At 68.5% G+C, this 13990-nt stretch carries 16 protein-coding genes; 2 read left to right on the plus strand and 14 right to left on the minus strand.

From position 1 onward, the window contains the following. From ACVBEQ_RS23715 to ACVBEQ_RS23735, 5 genes are all read right to left on the minus strand, one after another. The coding region (locus ACVBEQ_RS23715; protein ID WP_447155864.1) for an ATP-binding cassette domain-containing protein at window positions 1–446 on the minus strand (446 nt) is incomplete at its 3' end. Further along, the gene (locus tag ACVBEQ_RS23720) at window positions 443–1267 is read right to left on the minus strand and encodes an ABC transporter permease (protein WP_447155865.1); all 825 of its coding nucleotides are present in this window, start codon (window positions 1265–1267) and stop codon (window positions 443–445) included. The genes ACVBEQ_RS23720 and ACVBEQ_RS23715, both read right to left, overlap by 4 nt. 23 nt (window positions 1268–1290) lie before the next feature. After that, window positions 1291–2169: a molybdate ABC transporter substrate-binding protein gene (modA, locus tag ACVBEQ_RS23725; RefSeq protein ID WP_447155866.1), complete on the minus strand. Its 879-nt coding sequence runs from the start codon at window positions 2167–2169 to the stop codon at window positions 1291–1293. Continuing rightward, entirely contained in the window at window positions 2166–2573 is a 408-nt protein-coding gene (locus tag ACVBEQ_RS23730; protein ID WP_447155867.1) for a TOBE domain-containing protein, read from the minus strand. Before ACVBEQ_RS23730 ends, modA begins: the two co-directional genes overlap by 4 nt. Before the next feature lie 174 nt (window positions 2574–2747). Further along, window positions 2748–3185 carry a VOC family protein gene (locus ACVBEQ_RS23735; RefSeq protein ID WP_447155868.1) on the minus strand — a complete coding sequence of 146 codons (438 nt, stop codon included), beginning with the start codon at window positions 3183–3185 and terminating at the stop codon, window positions 2748–2750. Between the two features lie 229 nt (window positions 3186–3414). Between ACVBEQ_RS23735 and ACVBEQ_RS23740 the strand changes: the two genes are divergently transcribed. Then, window positions 3415–3666 (plus strand): hypothetical protein, encoded by a 252-nt coding sequence (locus ACVBEQ_RS23740; protein WP_447155869.1) that lies wholly within the window; start codon window positions 3415–3417, stop codon window positions 3664–3666. A gap of 168 nt (window positions 3667–3834) precedes the next feature. Here ACVBEQ_RS23740 and ACVBEQ_RS23745 read toward each other — a convergent pair whose 3' ends face one another. From ACVBEQ_RS23745 to ACVBEQ_RS23770, 6 genes are all read right to left on the minus strand, one after another. Then, a complete protein-coding gene (locus ACVBEQ_RS23745) occupies window positions 3835–4491 on the minus strand; it encodes a DUF1275 family protein (protein ID WP_447155870.1) in 657 nt (218 codons plus the stop codon). 416 nt (window positions 4492–4907) lie between these two features. Then, window positions 4908–5246 (minus strand): maleylpyruvate isomerase mycothiol-dependent enzyme family protein, encoded by a 339-nt coding sequence (locus ACVBEQ_RS23750; RefSeq protein WP_447155871.1) that lies wholly within the window; start codon window positions 5244–5246, stop codon window positions 4908–4910. Next, the gene (locus ACVBEQ_RS23755; RefSeq protein ID WP_447155872.1) at window positions 5195–5515 is read right to left on the minus strand and encodes a maleylpyruvate isomerase family mycothiol-dependent enzyme; all 321 of its coding nucleotides are present in this window, start codon (window positions 5513–5515) and stop codon (window positions 5195–5197) included. Before ACVBEQ_RS23755 ends, ACVBEQ_RS23750 begins: the two co-directional genes overlap by 52 nt. A 14-nt stretch (window positions 5516–5529) precedes the next feature. Beyond that, window positions 5530–6147 carry a TetR/AcrR family transcriptional regulator gene (locus tag ACVBEQ_RS23760; protein ID WP_447155873.1) on the minus strand — a complete coding sequence of 206 codons (618 nt, stop codon included), beginning with the start codon at window positions 6145–6147 and terminating at the stop codon, window positions 5530–5532. Window positions 6148–6192: 45 nt separating this feature from the next. Then, window positions 6193–7875, minus strand: a complete 1683-nt coding sequence (locus ACVBEQ_RS23765; protein ID WP_447155874.1) for an alpha-amylase family glycosyl hydrolase — start codon at window positions 7873–7875, stop codon at window positions 6193–6195. Further along, window positions 7872–8843, minus strand: a complete 972-nt coding sequence (locus ACVBEQ_RS23770) for a TIGR03885 family FMN-dependent LLM class oxidoreductase (protein WP_447155875.1) — start codon at window positions 8841–8843, stop codon at window positions 7872–7874. The genes ACVBEQ_RS23765 and ACVBEQ_RS23770 overlap by 4 nt, the downstream gene beginning before the upstream one ends. A 126-nt stretch (window positions 8844–8969) precedes the next feature. Between ACVBEQ_RS23770 and ACVBEQ_RS23775 the strand changes: the two genes are divergently transcribed. Continuing rightward, on the plus strand, window positions 8970–9953 hold the full coding sequence (locus tag ACVBEQ_RS23775; RefSeq protein ID WP_447155876.1) for an SGNH/GDSL hydrolase family protein: 984 nt from the start codon (window positions 8970–8972) through the stop codon (window positions 9951–9953). Between the two features lie 91 nt (window positions 9954–10044). Here ACVBEQ_RS23775 and ACVBEQ_RS23780 read toward each other — a convergent pair whose 3' ends face one another. The 3 genes from ACVBEQ_RS23780 to ACVBEQ_RS23790 form a co-directional block, all read right to left on the minus strand. Beyond that, window positions 10045–11850, minus strand: a complete 1806-nt coding sequence (locus ACVBEQ_RS23780; protein ID WP_447155877.1) for a bifunctional metallophosphatase/5'-nucleotidase — start codon at window positions 11848–11850, stop codon at window positions 10045–10047. Between the two features lie 207 nt (window positions 11851–12057). Further along, window positions 12058–12795 (minus strand): hypothetical protein, encoded by a 738-nt coding sequence (locus ACVBEQ_RS23785; RefSeq protein ID WP_447155878.1) that lies wholly within the window; start codon window positions 12793–12795, stop codon window positions 12058–12060. After that, window positions 12792–13703, minus strand: coding sequence for a hypothetical protein (locus tag ACVBEQ_RS23790; RefSeq protein WP_447155879.1), 912 nt, complete (start codon window positions 13701–13703; stop codon window positions 12792–12794). Before ACVBEQ_RS23790 ends, ACVBEQ_RS23785 begins: the two co-directional genes overlap by 4 nt. Window positions 13704–13990 lie beyond the last annotated feature (287 nt).

A 13990-nucleotide genomic window follows, 5' to 3' on the forward strand; every position in this document is an offset into this window, starting at 1 on the left:
GCCGGCTTCCGGTCGGCGAATTCGGTGGCGTCGACCGCGGTGAGCCAGCGCCGTGCCTCCGCGTTCGCGTGCCGGCGGGTGCTGCCCTGGCTGCGGGGACCGAACGCCACGTTCGCCTCCGCGGTCAGGTGCGGGAACAGCAGCGCCTGCTGGGCCAGCAGCACGACGCCGCGCTGGTGCGGCGGCACCCACACGCCACGGGCGATGTCGACCAGGACCGTGCCGTCCAGGGTGATCACTCCGTCATCCGGCCGGGTCAGGCCCGAGATCAGTGACAGCAGCGTGGATTTCCCGGCACCGTTGGCGCCCAGCACGGCGACCACCTCACCCGGTCGCACCCGGAATGTCAGGTCGATGCCCCGGTCCTCGACGGTCGCCCGGAGCGTCAACTCGCCGGCCCCGGCTGCCGGCACCCCGTTCGCCTCGGCCCGCGACGCGGTGGTCACAGCGAGCCCTCGGTGGCCCGGCCCCGGGTCGCCAGCACGATCAGCACTGCCACCACGACAAGCACGAGGGACAGGGCGACGGCCGCGTCGGCGTCGGCCTCGCGCTGCAGGTAGATCTCCAGCGGCAGGGTCCTGGTCACTCCCTGCAGGCTGCCGGCAAATGTCAGGGTGGCGCCGAACTCCCCCAGGGCCCGGGCGAAGGACAGCACCGCCCCGGACACCAGTCCCGGCAACACGATCGGAATGGTGACCCGGCGCAGCACGGTCGTCGGGCTCGCGCCCAGTGTTGCGGCCACCGCTTCGTAGCGTCGCCCGGCGGTCCGCAGCGACCCCTCAAGGCTGAGCACGAGAAACGGCAGGGCGACGAACGTCTGCGCGATGACGACCGCGGTGGTGGAGAAGGCGATCCGCCAGCCGAGTACGTCGAGGGTGCCGCCGAGCAGACCCTGCCGGCCGAACGTGTAGAGCAGGGCGATCCCGCCGACCACCGGCGGGAGCACCAGCGGCAGGAGCACCAGCGACCTGGCCACCCGCAACCCGGGAAAGGCGGATCGCGCCAGCACCAGTGCCATCGGCGTCCCGAGCAGCACGCACAGCACGGTGCTCGCCGTGGACGTCCGGAGACTGAGCCACAACGCGTCCACCGACGACTCGGACGTGATCAGAACCCAGAAGTCGGACCACTGAACCCGCAGCAGCACGGCGCACAGCGGCAGCACGATGAACACTCCGCCCAACGCGGCGGGCACGAAAACCCACGTCGGCAAACCGGAGTCGCCGAGCGGCCGTCGCCGCCGTCGGGGCGGATCGCCGGCGGTCACGGCACGCTCACTCCGGGATCCGGTCAGGGCGCCGGCTCGAAACCGGCAGCGGCCAGGATCCGCTGCCCATCCGGGCCGCTGACCAATTCCACGAATGACGTTGCCGACCCCTGGTTTGCCGCACCGGTCAGCGCCGCGATCGGGTAGGTGTTCACCACCGTGGTCGCTTCCGGGAAGCTCACCGCGGTGACCTTGTCGCCGGCCGCGGACGCGTCGGTGACGTAGACCAGTCCGGCATCCGCCTCGCCGGTGGTGACCTTGTTCAGCACGTCGGTCACCGACGACTCCTCGCTCACCGGTGTCAACGTCACACCTGTTGCGGTTTCGAGCCTTTCCGCCGCCGCGCCACAGGGCACCTGCGGCGCGCAGACCACCAGCGTAAGGTCCGTTCGGGCAAGATCGGCGAAACCCGTTATGCCGGAGGGGTTTCCGGGTGGGGTCACGATCGTCAGGGTGTTCGTCGCGAAGGTGACCGGGGAACCCGCAACGAGATCGGCGTCGGACGCCTTGGTCATGTTCGAGGTGTCGGCGGAGGCGAACACGTCGGCCGGAGCACCGGCGATGATCTGCGACACCAGGTCCGAGGAACCGGCGAAGCTGAAGGTGACCCTCATCCCGGGGTTCTGCTGCTCGAACATCTCTCCGATCTCGGTGAAGGTCTTCTTCAATGAGGCGGCCGCGAACACCGTCAGTGTGGTCTCACCGGACGGTGTCGCCGCGGTGTCGCTCGACGATGCCGAGCCGGCCGGTGCCGAGCCGGTTGGGGCCGTGTTCGGCGACGCGGTGCTCGGTGATGCGGTGCTCGACGATGCTGTGCTCGGCGACGCGGTCGAGCAGGCGGCCAGCAGGACCAGGCAACCCGCGAACACCGCCAGGACCGCACCGCTCCGGCGGCGCCTCACGACGAACCTCCCGCGGTTTCGACGATCACCGTCGTCGCCTTCACAACGGCAACGGCCATCCGACCGGGTTCGAGCTGTAGTTCGCGAGCCGCCTCGCTGCTCATCAGCGACACCACCGTGTGCGGGCCGCACTGCATCTCGACCTGCGCCATCACCCCGTCCGCGATGACCCTGGTGACCAGGCCGACGAACCGGTTGCGTGCGGACCGCTGCACGCCGGACGGGTCGGGCGCCGGGGTGGCCGCGTGATGCCGGGAGAATTCCGCCAACGCGACGCCGTCGATGACCTTCCGTCCCACGTCGTCCCTGACTGCCGGCAGGACGCCGGCGTCGATCCACCGGCGGACGGTGTCGTCGCTGACGCCGAGCAGCTCGGACGCTTCGCGAATACGGAACTGCGGCATGATCCGCACGATAGATCCGCAGACGCGGATCCAGCAAGCCGTTCGAGCTGCACGTGACGACGCCCCCCAAGTCGAGTCGACGGTCCGCACCGCGGCGGGCGGCTCGTGGACAAGGGAAAGAGGCCAGCGGCCGTACCTGCCAGACGAACGGAATCCGCGGCCGCTGCCCCGCGGTCAGCTCTTCTTCAGCTCTTCGGCCAGCATCACGATGATGCCGCTCGGGCCGCGGACATAGCTGAGCTTGTAGATGTCCTCGTACGTCGCCACGCCGCGCAGCGGGTGGCAGCCGTGCCTCGCCGCGATCTCGAGGGCCGAGTCGATGTCGTCCACCGAGAACGCGACGCGGTGCATCCCGATCTCGTTGGGCCGGGTCGGCTCCGTCTCGATCGCGTCGGGATGGATGTACTCGAAAAGCTCCAGGCGGCCATTGCCGTCCGGCGTCTGCAGCATGGCGATCCTGGCGTGGTTGCCGTCGAGGCCGACGGCTGTGTCGGCCCACTCTCCGCTGACCGTGTCACGGCCGACAACGGTCAGGCCGAGGTCGGTGAAGAAGGCGATCGTCTCGTCGAGGTCGCGGACGGCGATGCCGACGTTCTCAAGCTTGATGGGCATGGGTTCGACTCCCTGGGTTCGTGGTGTGGACATCTTGCTGACGCGCATCGCAGTGGCTCGCCGCTACCTGTGGAACGGAGCTGTTCTACCGATCTCGACATCCTGGCTCGCGCGAATCCGCGGTGACGTTTACCCGTCAGACGCAGGCCCCTGAGCCGATCGGTGCAGACTTCCGGTCCCGGTCAACCTGGATGATGCGGCTCGAGTGATTAGAACGTATGTTCGATCGATGGTCGATCACGCCATTACCGAGCAACGCCCAGCGGACTGCCCGGGCGGCCACGCCTTCGTCGGCGGGAGCGTGATCATCGGGTGGGAGCCGTGCGGCTGCACCGCCGGGCACACCGGCCACCGGACGTACTGGTGCCTGCGGTGCGGGCACGTCCTCGAGGTGCCACCCTGCATGCGGGTCGGCATCGGCGATTCCGAGGCGCTTGGCATCGGCCGCCCCTTCTGGGTGCGACCCGACGAGCCCGCCTGATGCCCGCTCACTCTCCCCGCCTGTGGGGTGCCCACGCTGCGGCTCGAGCAAGGGAGGGCCGGCGCGAGCGAGGCGGTGGTTCATCAACGGGCGCGGCCCGGCGGGGACCTGGCTGCCACGGTCCAGACCCGGCCGACCACCCTGCCGCCCGGGCTGCGATCGGAAAGGTCAGCGCATCGTCGCCAGCAGGGCACCGGCGGTCAGCGTCGCGGCAGCCGCGAGGGCGGCACCGAGCGGCTGCGATATCGCGATCAGCGCGGAGCCGGCGAGAGCTCCGCCGGTCAACGCAGCGACCGAGCCGAGCCGTACCGGCAGCTGCTTGTCGCTCTCCCGCAGAGCCAGGGCCTTCATCGATGCGGTGATGGTGCCGGTGGCGAAGGTCGTGGTGATACCGCTCTTGCCCGACACGGTGCGCCCGGCAACCGTCTGCAGACCCAGCGCTGCAGCCGTGAGAGCGATGACCAGCGACTGGAAGGGCTGCGCATCGCGAACACCGCTCGCCCACCACAGTGCGGCGACGAGGATCTGCAGGGCAGCGGCGACCAACAACAGGGTCAGCACGCGAGAACCACTGCGTTGCAGACGAAATCCGCCGTACAGGGCGACGGAGAACGAGGTGACGGCGAGCGCGGCGCCCAGCAGGACGGACAGGTACCCGGGGCGGGTGGGCAGTCCAGCGAGGATCAGGTTGCCGGTCATGTTCGCGGTGAAGATCCCGCCGAGCAGCAGGAAGGCGAAGGCGTCGGCCGCGCCGGCCGCGAAGGAGAGGACGAGCAGAGCCGCGACGGCACGTCGTCCCTGGGTGGTCTGTTGCGGTGATGTCATGGCGCGACAGGGTCAACTTCCGCCCCGGCCCGGGCGATCCGGTCACCCGGGCGTGTCGGTCGAAGGTACGGGACACCGTCGGCCACCCGCTCGCAGCGCGCGGGCTTGCACCCGCCGGCACACGAAAACGCTGGACGCACCGGCTCATCCGATTTGCCTAGCCCGCCGCGCAGCTGGGTTCACGCGCGCCGCGGCGTCGATCGTCGGAGCGAGGTCTCGCGGAGAGAGAAACAGCCGACCGCCCAGGACAATGGAGGAAGCATTGAACGACCGCCACAACAGTCCGCATCAGATGTAGACGGACACACCGACACACGACCGCACCGGCTGGGGGAAACCGTGCACGATCCAGCGAGCTTGTTCGACATCGGGATCTGGGTCGTGTTCGTCGCCTGGGCAATCGCGATCCATCTCTGTCAGGGCGACACCACCTGATCGACACCGCTCAGCCTGCCGGTCATCAGCAGCAGCAGCGACGCGATGGGTCCGCTGACCTGCTCGCCCTCCCCCACCGTCCACGGGACATCCGTCGCGATCAGTCGATAGCCCCGCAGGCGTCGGCGCGGATAGAACGGCCAACCGCGCGACCAGATCCGCGTCGCGGCCGCAGCCGCGGCATCCGGTGGCAGCTCCAACCGGCGCCCGAGGGGGATGACGATGTCCTGGCTGTGCACCAGGATGTCGATCAGCGTCTCCCGGCAGGTCACCCCGATGTTGTGCCGGCGGGACCCGACCATTCCGCGGATCTCACCCACGAGGGCCCCGTCGGCTGCGCCGCTCGGCGGCAGGCAGCATCGTGGATGACCCGGTTCAAACTCCCGCGGGCCGCGACCACCAGCGGTGTCTGACGCAGCAGATCTCCCAGCCCGATCTGTTGCATCGTCAGATGGGCGGCGACGTCCCGCACCGTCCACCCCTCGCAGAGCGACGGATGCCGCCACTCCTGTTCCGACAGGCCGTCCATGATCTCTGCCAGGCCGATCCGCTGCGCATCGATCGCCCGCCAGACGTCGTCGTCATCCACTGTTCATCGCTCCCTCAGGGTCGGGGCGTCGCGCCGGTACCCGTGTCGACCGTCGAGGCGACCGCCGAGTTGACGGCCGAGCCGACCAGAACCCCGATGAGATCCGTCAGGTCGGAGGTGGGATCGAACAACGGGTCGGGCATCGCCAGGTCGTGCAGGATGAAGCCGGTGACCGCGTTGGCCATCAGCCGCAGGTCGCGGTTCGGGTGCCGAGACCCGATGCGCCGCAACCAGTTCTCGAAGTAGAGGTCGACCCGGCTGCCGCCGGCCGCCAGCTGCGATCGCAGGGGCGGGTACCGGGCACCCTCCACCAGAAGCGAATACCGGGCGAGGGTGACCAGGCGATGCGGACCGGTGGCGGCCCGTGCGAACGCACCGAGCGCCGCCGCCAGTTCGGCGGGCGTCCGCGGATCGATGGTCGCGGCGATGGCCTCCCACTCGCTCCGCTCGACGTCGACCACACGGTCGGCGACGGCTGCGAACAGGCTGTCCCGGGTTCTGAAGTAGTTGGACGTCGAGCCCATCGGCAGGCCGGCAGCGGCGTCCACCGCACGGTGTGTCACGCCGCGGACGCCTTGCGACCCGAGCACACCCAGTGCCGCGTCCAACACTGCGTCGCGGCGACTCGCCATGCGCTGACACTACACCTGTAGTGCCGAATACAACAGATGTAGTGGCTACACGAGCTCCGTACTGGTGCCTGTCAGCAACCGGAACCAGCGCGCACCGTACGGCTCCATCTCGATCTTCAACCCGCCGTCATCGGCGACCGTCAGCTCCGTGGTGTGGTCGAAGAGATCCACCACCCTGGTGCCGGGCTGCTGGCCGAGCAATGAGAGCGACACCGTCTCGGGCGAGGTGCCGAGGTTGTGGCACAGCAGCAGCGACCCGCTCCCCCAGTCGCACCGGTGGGCGAAGACGGACGGCACATCGTGCTCGAGCACCGACAGCGTGCCCCAGCCGAGTTCGGGGCATTCCCGGTAGGCGCGGATCCGTTCCCGCAGGAAGGAGAACAGTGAATCCGGGTCGTGCCGTTGGTCCACGACGTTCACCTGATCCGGTCCCCAGGGCGGCGGCGGGAACGGCCGGCAGATCACCGACGGATCCTTGGCGGTGCTGAACCCGCCCAGGTCGCCGGAATGCCACTGCATCGGCGTCCGCACCGCCATCCTGCCGTCCAGGTCAAGGTTCTCGGCCATCCCGATCTCCTCGCCGTAGAACAGCGTGGGGGTTCCCGGCAGGGACAGCGTCAGGCTGTACGCGAGCCGGATCCGGCGGGCGTCGCCGTCCAGCATCGTCGGCAGCCGCCGGCGCAGTCCCCGGCCGTAGAGCTGCATGTTCTTCTCCGGCCCGAAGGCCGCGAAGACCTCCTGACGTTCGGCGCCGCTGAGTTTGTCGAGCGTCAACTCGTCGTGGTTGCGTGCGAAGACCGCCCATTGGGCGTCGCTAGGGCTCGGTGGCCTGCCGACCATGGCCGAGCGCAGCGGACCGGCATCCTGCCGCGCCAGGCTGAGGAACATTGCCTGCATGGTCGGGAAGTCGAACAGCATCGTCAGCTCGTTGCCGTTCTCGTTGCCGAAGAACTCGAGCGCCTGGGTGTGCGGCAGATTGACCTCGCCGAGCATGATCGCCTCGCCGTCGCGCCTGCCGAGGAACGAGCGGAGATCGCGCAGGTAATCGTGCGGCTGCGGCAATTGCTCGGTACCGCCGTCGATTCCGGAGGTCTCCAGGAGAAATGGAACGGCGTCCACCCGGAACCCGGACAGACCCAATTCCATCCAGAATCCGATGATCCGCGCGATCTCGTCCCGCACTTCTGGATTGGCGACATTGAGATCGGGCTGGCTGCGGTAGAAGCGGTGCAGGTAGTACTGGCCGGTCTTGCGGTCCTTGGCCCAGATGCTGCTCTCCCGATCCGGGAAGACCACATCACCGGGTTGCTCGGGACCGGGCTCGTCCCGCCAGACATACCAGTCACGGTGCGGGGAGTCGACCGACGAGCGGGACGAGCGGAACCACGGATGGTCGGCGCTGGTGTGGTTGACGACGAGATCCGCAATCACCCGAAGGCCTTTGGACCGGGCGGCCCGGAGGAATTCGACGAAATTGCCGAGGGTGCCGAGTCTCGGGTCGACGCTGTAGAAGTCGGTGATGTCGTAGCCGTCGTCGACATCGGCGGTCGGATAGAACGGCATCAACCAGACGACGGTCACGCCCAATTCGACGAGATGGTCGAGCCGCTCGGCGAGTCCGGCGAAATCGCCGATACCGTCGCCGTTCGAGTCGTAGAACGTCTGCACATCGAGGCAGTAGATGACAGCCGTTTTCCACCACAGGTCACCGGTCCGGGTGGCCCTCATGCGGCGGCCTGCAATTGCGGCAGGACGGAATGCCCGAATGCATCGATGAAAGCGCTGTTGTTCTGCCCGACATGGTGCAGGAAGAGGTCGTCGAACCCGAGATCGATGTACTCCTGGATCCATTCACGGTGCCGGCCGAGGTCCGCCGAGACCCGCACGTTGGCAGCCACTTCGGACGGCGGCACGTGCCGGGTGGCCGCTTCGAACTGTTCCGGTGTCTGCAATTCCCAGGCAAGCGTGGTCGGCACGCAATTGCCTTTCCACTGGTCGACCGCAACGGCAAGTGCCTCCTCCTCGCTGTCGGCGTACGACACGTGGACCTGCAGGCGCACGGGACCGCGGCCGCCCGCGTCGCGGTAGGCACCGACCACCCGGCGCAGCGTCTCCGGCGGCTGATTCACCGTGATCAACCCGTCCGCCCAACCCGCTGCCCAGGCGGCGGTTTCCGCACTGACCGCACCTGCGACCAGGTCCGGTGGCCGGTCGGGCAGCGACCACAACCTGGCCCGGTCAACGACGACATGGCCGCTGTGCGTGACCTCCTCGCCCCGCCACAGCGCCCGCATGATGTCGACGCATTCACGCAGCCGCTCCATGCGATCCGCCTTGACCGGCCACCTGTCACCGGTGACGTGCTCGTTCAGCGCCTCGCCACTGCCCAGCGCCACCCACGGCAACCGGTCCGGGAACATCGCGGCCGTGGTGGCCATCGCGTGGGCGGAGATCACCGGGTGGTACCGCTGACCGGGGGCGTGGAAGGCGCCCATCGGCACCCGCCGGGTGGCCTGCAATGCCGCCCCCAGCCAGGTCCAGGTGAATCCCGAGTGACCCTGGGCGTTGGTCCACGGCGCCAGGTGATCCGAGCACATCACCGCGTCGAAGCCGGCCTCCTCGGCGTGCACGGCGTCGCGCAACAGCACTCTCGGGTGCACCTGTTCGTGGGAGGCGTGGAAGCCGATCGAGACCATTGCTGCACGGTTCCCCGGTGCCGTCCGTCCAAACCTCAGCGTTCGAAGCAACGGATGACCTGGACAGCCTATGGACAAAGGTGCGACATCGGCGGTTGGCTACTCGCCGGGGAAGGGATGACCGCCATGCGACAACGTCGATCGGTCCGCGTGATTCTCGGAGTGCTGCTGACGGCGGCGATGTCCGTCTCAGGAGTCGGTACCACCGCGGCTGTTGACATTGCAGCTGTTGATGCGAAAGCCGTTGGCATCGAGCGTGTCGGCGCCGACTTTGTCGACACGGGAGCCGGTGCCGCTGATCGGGCGTCGGCGCGCCGTGGCCCGCTGGACCTGGTGGTGCTGGGCGACTCGTTCGCCAGCGGCGTCGGGAACACGCCGTACATCGCAAAGTCCGGGAAGTGCAAACGCTCGGATGACGCGTACGGACCGCTGCTGGCACAGCTGAGGGCCATCCGCCTGCAGGCGTTTGTCGCCTGCTCGGGGGCCACGACCACGCAGGTCTCCGGCATCGGGCCGAACGGCACCGAAGCCCCACAGATCGAGAGCATCACCCGCCGCACCGATGTCGTCACCGTGCAGGCTCTTGGCAATGACTACTTCGTCGGTGAGATCGAGACCCTCTGCCTCACAGGCGAGTGCACGCCCTCGACGACCCTGCGCAACGGGCAGACCATCCAGCAGGTTCTCGACAGCATCCCGAGGACCGGGCCAGGACTGCTCGACGCGCTCTATTCGGCGATCGAGGACCGCCTCGACAGCACAGGGTCGCGAGCGCGGGTCGTCGTCACCGACTACCCCAGCCTGTTCGGCGACGGCGGCGGGGTCTGCAGCGCCGTCATGACGGCGGGCGAACTGGCGATCGCAGAGCAGATGGTCACCGCGTTGAACGGCGTCATCAAGGAGGCCGCACGCCGCCATCACCTCCGCTATGCGCCGGTGAGTGCGCTCTTCGAAGGTCATGATCTGTGCAGCGCGACCCCGGCGATCTACCTGTTCACCCTGCCCGGGACGCCCGGCGCGCCGGCTCAGGATCCGGGCGGGGCCCTGCACCCCAACAGGTTCGGCCAGCTGCTGTACGCCCTGGCCGTCGGTCGTCAGCTGCTGTTCTGACGCCCGACGCTGCGACAAACCGTGCGGACGATCGGAAGGGGCAGTCACCGGTTGCCCGGCGACCGCCCCTTCCGTTGTCAACGGGTTCAGCTCACCCGGCCGCGACCTGGATTCGATCCAGGGTCGGCGCCGCCACCGGCGACGCATCCGTGAGGTACGCGGTGAAGGCGTCGAGGTCGATCACGCCGGTGACCGCGTTCGTCCCGCCGGTCAGCACCGAGAAACCGTCGCCGCCACCCGCCAGGAAGTTGTTCACCGTGACCCGGTAGGTGGCGGTGTCGGTGATCGGCGTGCCGCCGAGCCGCACGCTGTCGTCCCGCACGACATCACCCGAGCACGGGTCCGCCACCGTCCCGATGACACCGGCCGGGTCGACAACGTACGACACGGTCGAGGACGGTTGCAGGGTCCGGCCGACCACGAACTGCTGCTCCAGCAGGCACTGGATCTGCGCCCCGGTCAGGTCGAGCGTCACCAGGTTGTTCGCGAAGGGCTGGACGTTGAAGGCCTCCTCGTAGGTGACCGGGCCGGCATTGAGATCGGCCCGTACGCCGCCCGGATTCATGAAGGCGGCCACCGCGCTCTGCTCGTCGTTGGTCGCCGCCAACTGGGCGTCGGCGATGACGTTGCCCAACGGCGACTCACCCAGGAAGGCGCCGAACAGCTTTTCCTGTGCCTTCATCAGTTCGGCCGAGGTCTCGCCGACCACCTCGTCGGCGATCGGTCCCAGCACCGTGTTGTACCGCTCGATCAGCGCGATCTGCTCGGCGTCCTTGGCGACATCCCGCTGCACGACGACGTTCTCGGCAGCCGCGGAGATCACGTCACCGGTGCGCCGATCGATCCGCAGGTCGATGTCGGTCACCAGCCGGCCGAACGAACTGGCGCTGGTGACCAGCTTCCCGGACAGCTCGCAGTTGTACGCCTGGTGGGTGTGTCCGCTGATCACGACGTCGATCGACGGGTCCATCCCGGCGGCGATGTCGACGATCGGACCGGTCAACCCGTTGCAGCCGTTGATGTCGTACGCGTTCGGGCCGGTCTGCTGACCGCCCTGGTGCAGCAGCACCACGATCGTCTGCACGCCCTTGCGGCGGAGCTCCTTGGCGTACTTGTTCGCGGTGGCCACCTCGTCGGCGAAGTCCAGGCCGGCGACGCCCTGCTGGCTGACGATCTCCTTGGTGCCCTCGAGCGTCATGCCGATGAAGCCGATCTTGACGCCGCCCTGCACCTTGTGGATGGCGTACGGCGGCAGCAGCGGCTTGCCGGTCTCGGTGACGAAGGCGTTCGCCGAGAGGTACTGGAATTCGGCACCCTTGTAGGGGGTCCCGTCGGCGCAGCCGTCAACCGGGTGACAGCCGCCGTTCTGGATCCGCAGCAGTTCGGCGGCACCCTCGTCGAATTCGTGGTTGCCCACGCTCGCGTACTGCAGGCCGGCGAGGTTGAGAGATTCGATGGCCGGCTCGTCGTGGAAGGCGGCAGACAGCAGCGGCGAAGCACCGATCAGGTCGCCCGCTGCGACGGTGATGGTGTTCTTCTTCTTCTGTTCCTGACGTAGCAGGTCCAGTTCGGTGGCCAGGTACTCGGCACCACCGGCGTCCACGTACACCGGGCCGGCCGAGTTGACGCCGGTCTGGATCCGTCCGCTGGAGCCGCTGGGCGGCTCGAGATTGCCGTGGAAGTCGTTCAGCGCCAACAGCTGCACGTCGATCGGCTTCGGGCCCTTCGGATGATGGGACGAGCCGGACGTGCTGGATGATCCGGATGAACCGGCCGCGGCAGCGGTGCCCGCCGGTGCTCCAGCTACCGAATTCGGGCCGGTGGCCACCAGAACGGTGAAGGCAGTGGCAGCGGCGATGCCGGCGGCACCGAGTCGCCGCCGAACAGTCGTTGTCATGGGTCTCCTTCTGTTCGTGCCGACGCCGGCGGTGGCCCGCGGTGCCCGAACGGGGGATAGGGAAAGTGGTCGCCGAGGGTGTTCCCCGGGCGGCTCAGCCCATCACACTTCGGCCGAACTCCACACCCCTACCGCGTGAAACCTGTGCAACAGCAAGCAATCCGAGCCGGACGAAGCCCCCAGGCAGGTACGGAACGGGCTCGGACGTCACCAGTTCAGCGGCTGCACCGGCTCATCGGCCCCGGGCGCGAAGCGAATCTCCGCCAGGTGCGGCGCGACGAATTCCTGGCCGAACGGCCCGTGGACAACGATGCCGCTGAGCACCACTGCCGCCCCGTCCCCTCCGGTCAGGTCGTTGATCTCGCCGATGTCGCTGATCGCCGCGTCCCGGGCGACTGCGGTCAACGTCAGCAGGTCCGGCGGGTGGCCACCGAGCATCGCCGGGGCGAGGCGTGTCCGCAGCAGGCTCATCTCGGGATCGAGCCGGTCATACTCCAACCGCAGACTGCCGTAGCGGACTTCCCGCAGGAACGTGACGAGCGGGCCGCATGCTGGCGAACCGGCCCGCTGCCCGGGTCGACGGACCATTCCGACCGTGCCGTCGCCGGCAATTCCCACGTGCGGCATCGCGAAGAGAACCACCCGACGGCGGCCGCGATTCGGTGCATGGCCGACGGCCGCCCCTAGACCGCTGACACCGGCGAACACCAGACCACCGAGCGATCCGATCGGGAAATGCGGTCCCCATGCGCGGTCCACCAGCTCGGTGAAGCCGACCAGCAATTCGTCGCGGCAGGTGGCGACCAGCGGCAGGGTGTCACCGCTGGCGAACCCGGCGGTGCGGGCGGCTGCCGCCGTCCGCGCGACAAACTCCTCGGCAGGCAGGATCCCCGGCAGCAGGCGGTCCGCCTCCGCCAGCCAGTCGGCCTCCCCGAGTTCGGTCACTCGCTCTGCGCCGCCGGCCGGCACAGCACGGAGCGCAGGAAGGCGAGGAGCGCGGCGAGCCCGACCACCGCGAGAACCGCGAGCGGGACGACCGCCGAGGAGCTGACCACGGTCGACGCCGGATCGGCGGCGGCACCGAACCACTGGTCGACCGCGACGGTGACGCCCTCCAGTACCCACATCGCCAGCAGGCCGCCGACCACGACGAAACCGAGGTCGCGCCCGCGCCAGAACCAGATGCCCGCAATCACGGCCAGCGGCAACCAGATCGCGAGGTCCTGGACGAACACCGGATTGGTCGCGATGCCGGTCCCGTCGACCACGGAGGACGGCCGTTCGTCGAGGATCGCGGGCACGATCGTGCGCAGCCACAGCAGCGCGTTGAGACCGGCGATGACCCAGACATAGACCGCCAGCGGGCGCACCGGCATCGCGGCCGACATCCGAGTGGCCAGCCGACCCACCGTGCCACCGGCGAGCAGCGTGCCGACCGACCACAGCGACAACCCGAGCATCGCCACATACAGCAGGAACAACTGGTTGAAAGGCGTTCCGTACAGCAACATTTGGGCGTTGTAGACGATCGTGCCCAGCGCACCGAGCCAGACGATGACGGCGCGTGCGGACCCGCGCGCCGCCACCGCCATGGACACCGCCAGGACCGGCGCCGTGAGGACGAGCAGCACCAGGGCGGTGCCACGCGCGGACCCGTTCATCGCTGCCGGACCGGTGAGCAGTCCGTCCCAGAAGTACGTCAGCCCGGCGGCGATGCACACCACCAGCAGCAACGCTCCCGACAGCCAGTAGGCAGGCAGCGCGTGCCTGACTGTCGGCTCCGCCGCCGGTTCGCCGCCGCGCGCAGCGGTCAGCTCCGCACGGGAAGCGCTTCCGTGCCGCAGGGTTGTCATCTCGCTCACCACGATCCAAGGGGACTGGCGGCCGTCACCGCCGCACCCATCAGTCTCGCCGCAGCCGAAGCCGGTTCGACAGGGGCCAAGGTCCCACGTTTGATGCAGCGCACATTTCACTCCGACCGCGACGAATTTTGTCCCTGTCATGGACACTCCATTTGCTACAGTGTGTTAATCAGATGTCACTGAACGTCATCGCCAGCCGCGGCGCAGACGACAGCTCGATGCGCCAACTGAAGAACCGACAGATGCCGCTCTTCGCCGGCAGGGAGCGACATGGCACC

This window comes from Nakamurella sp. GG22 (assembly GCF_052976845.2).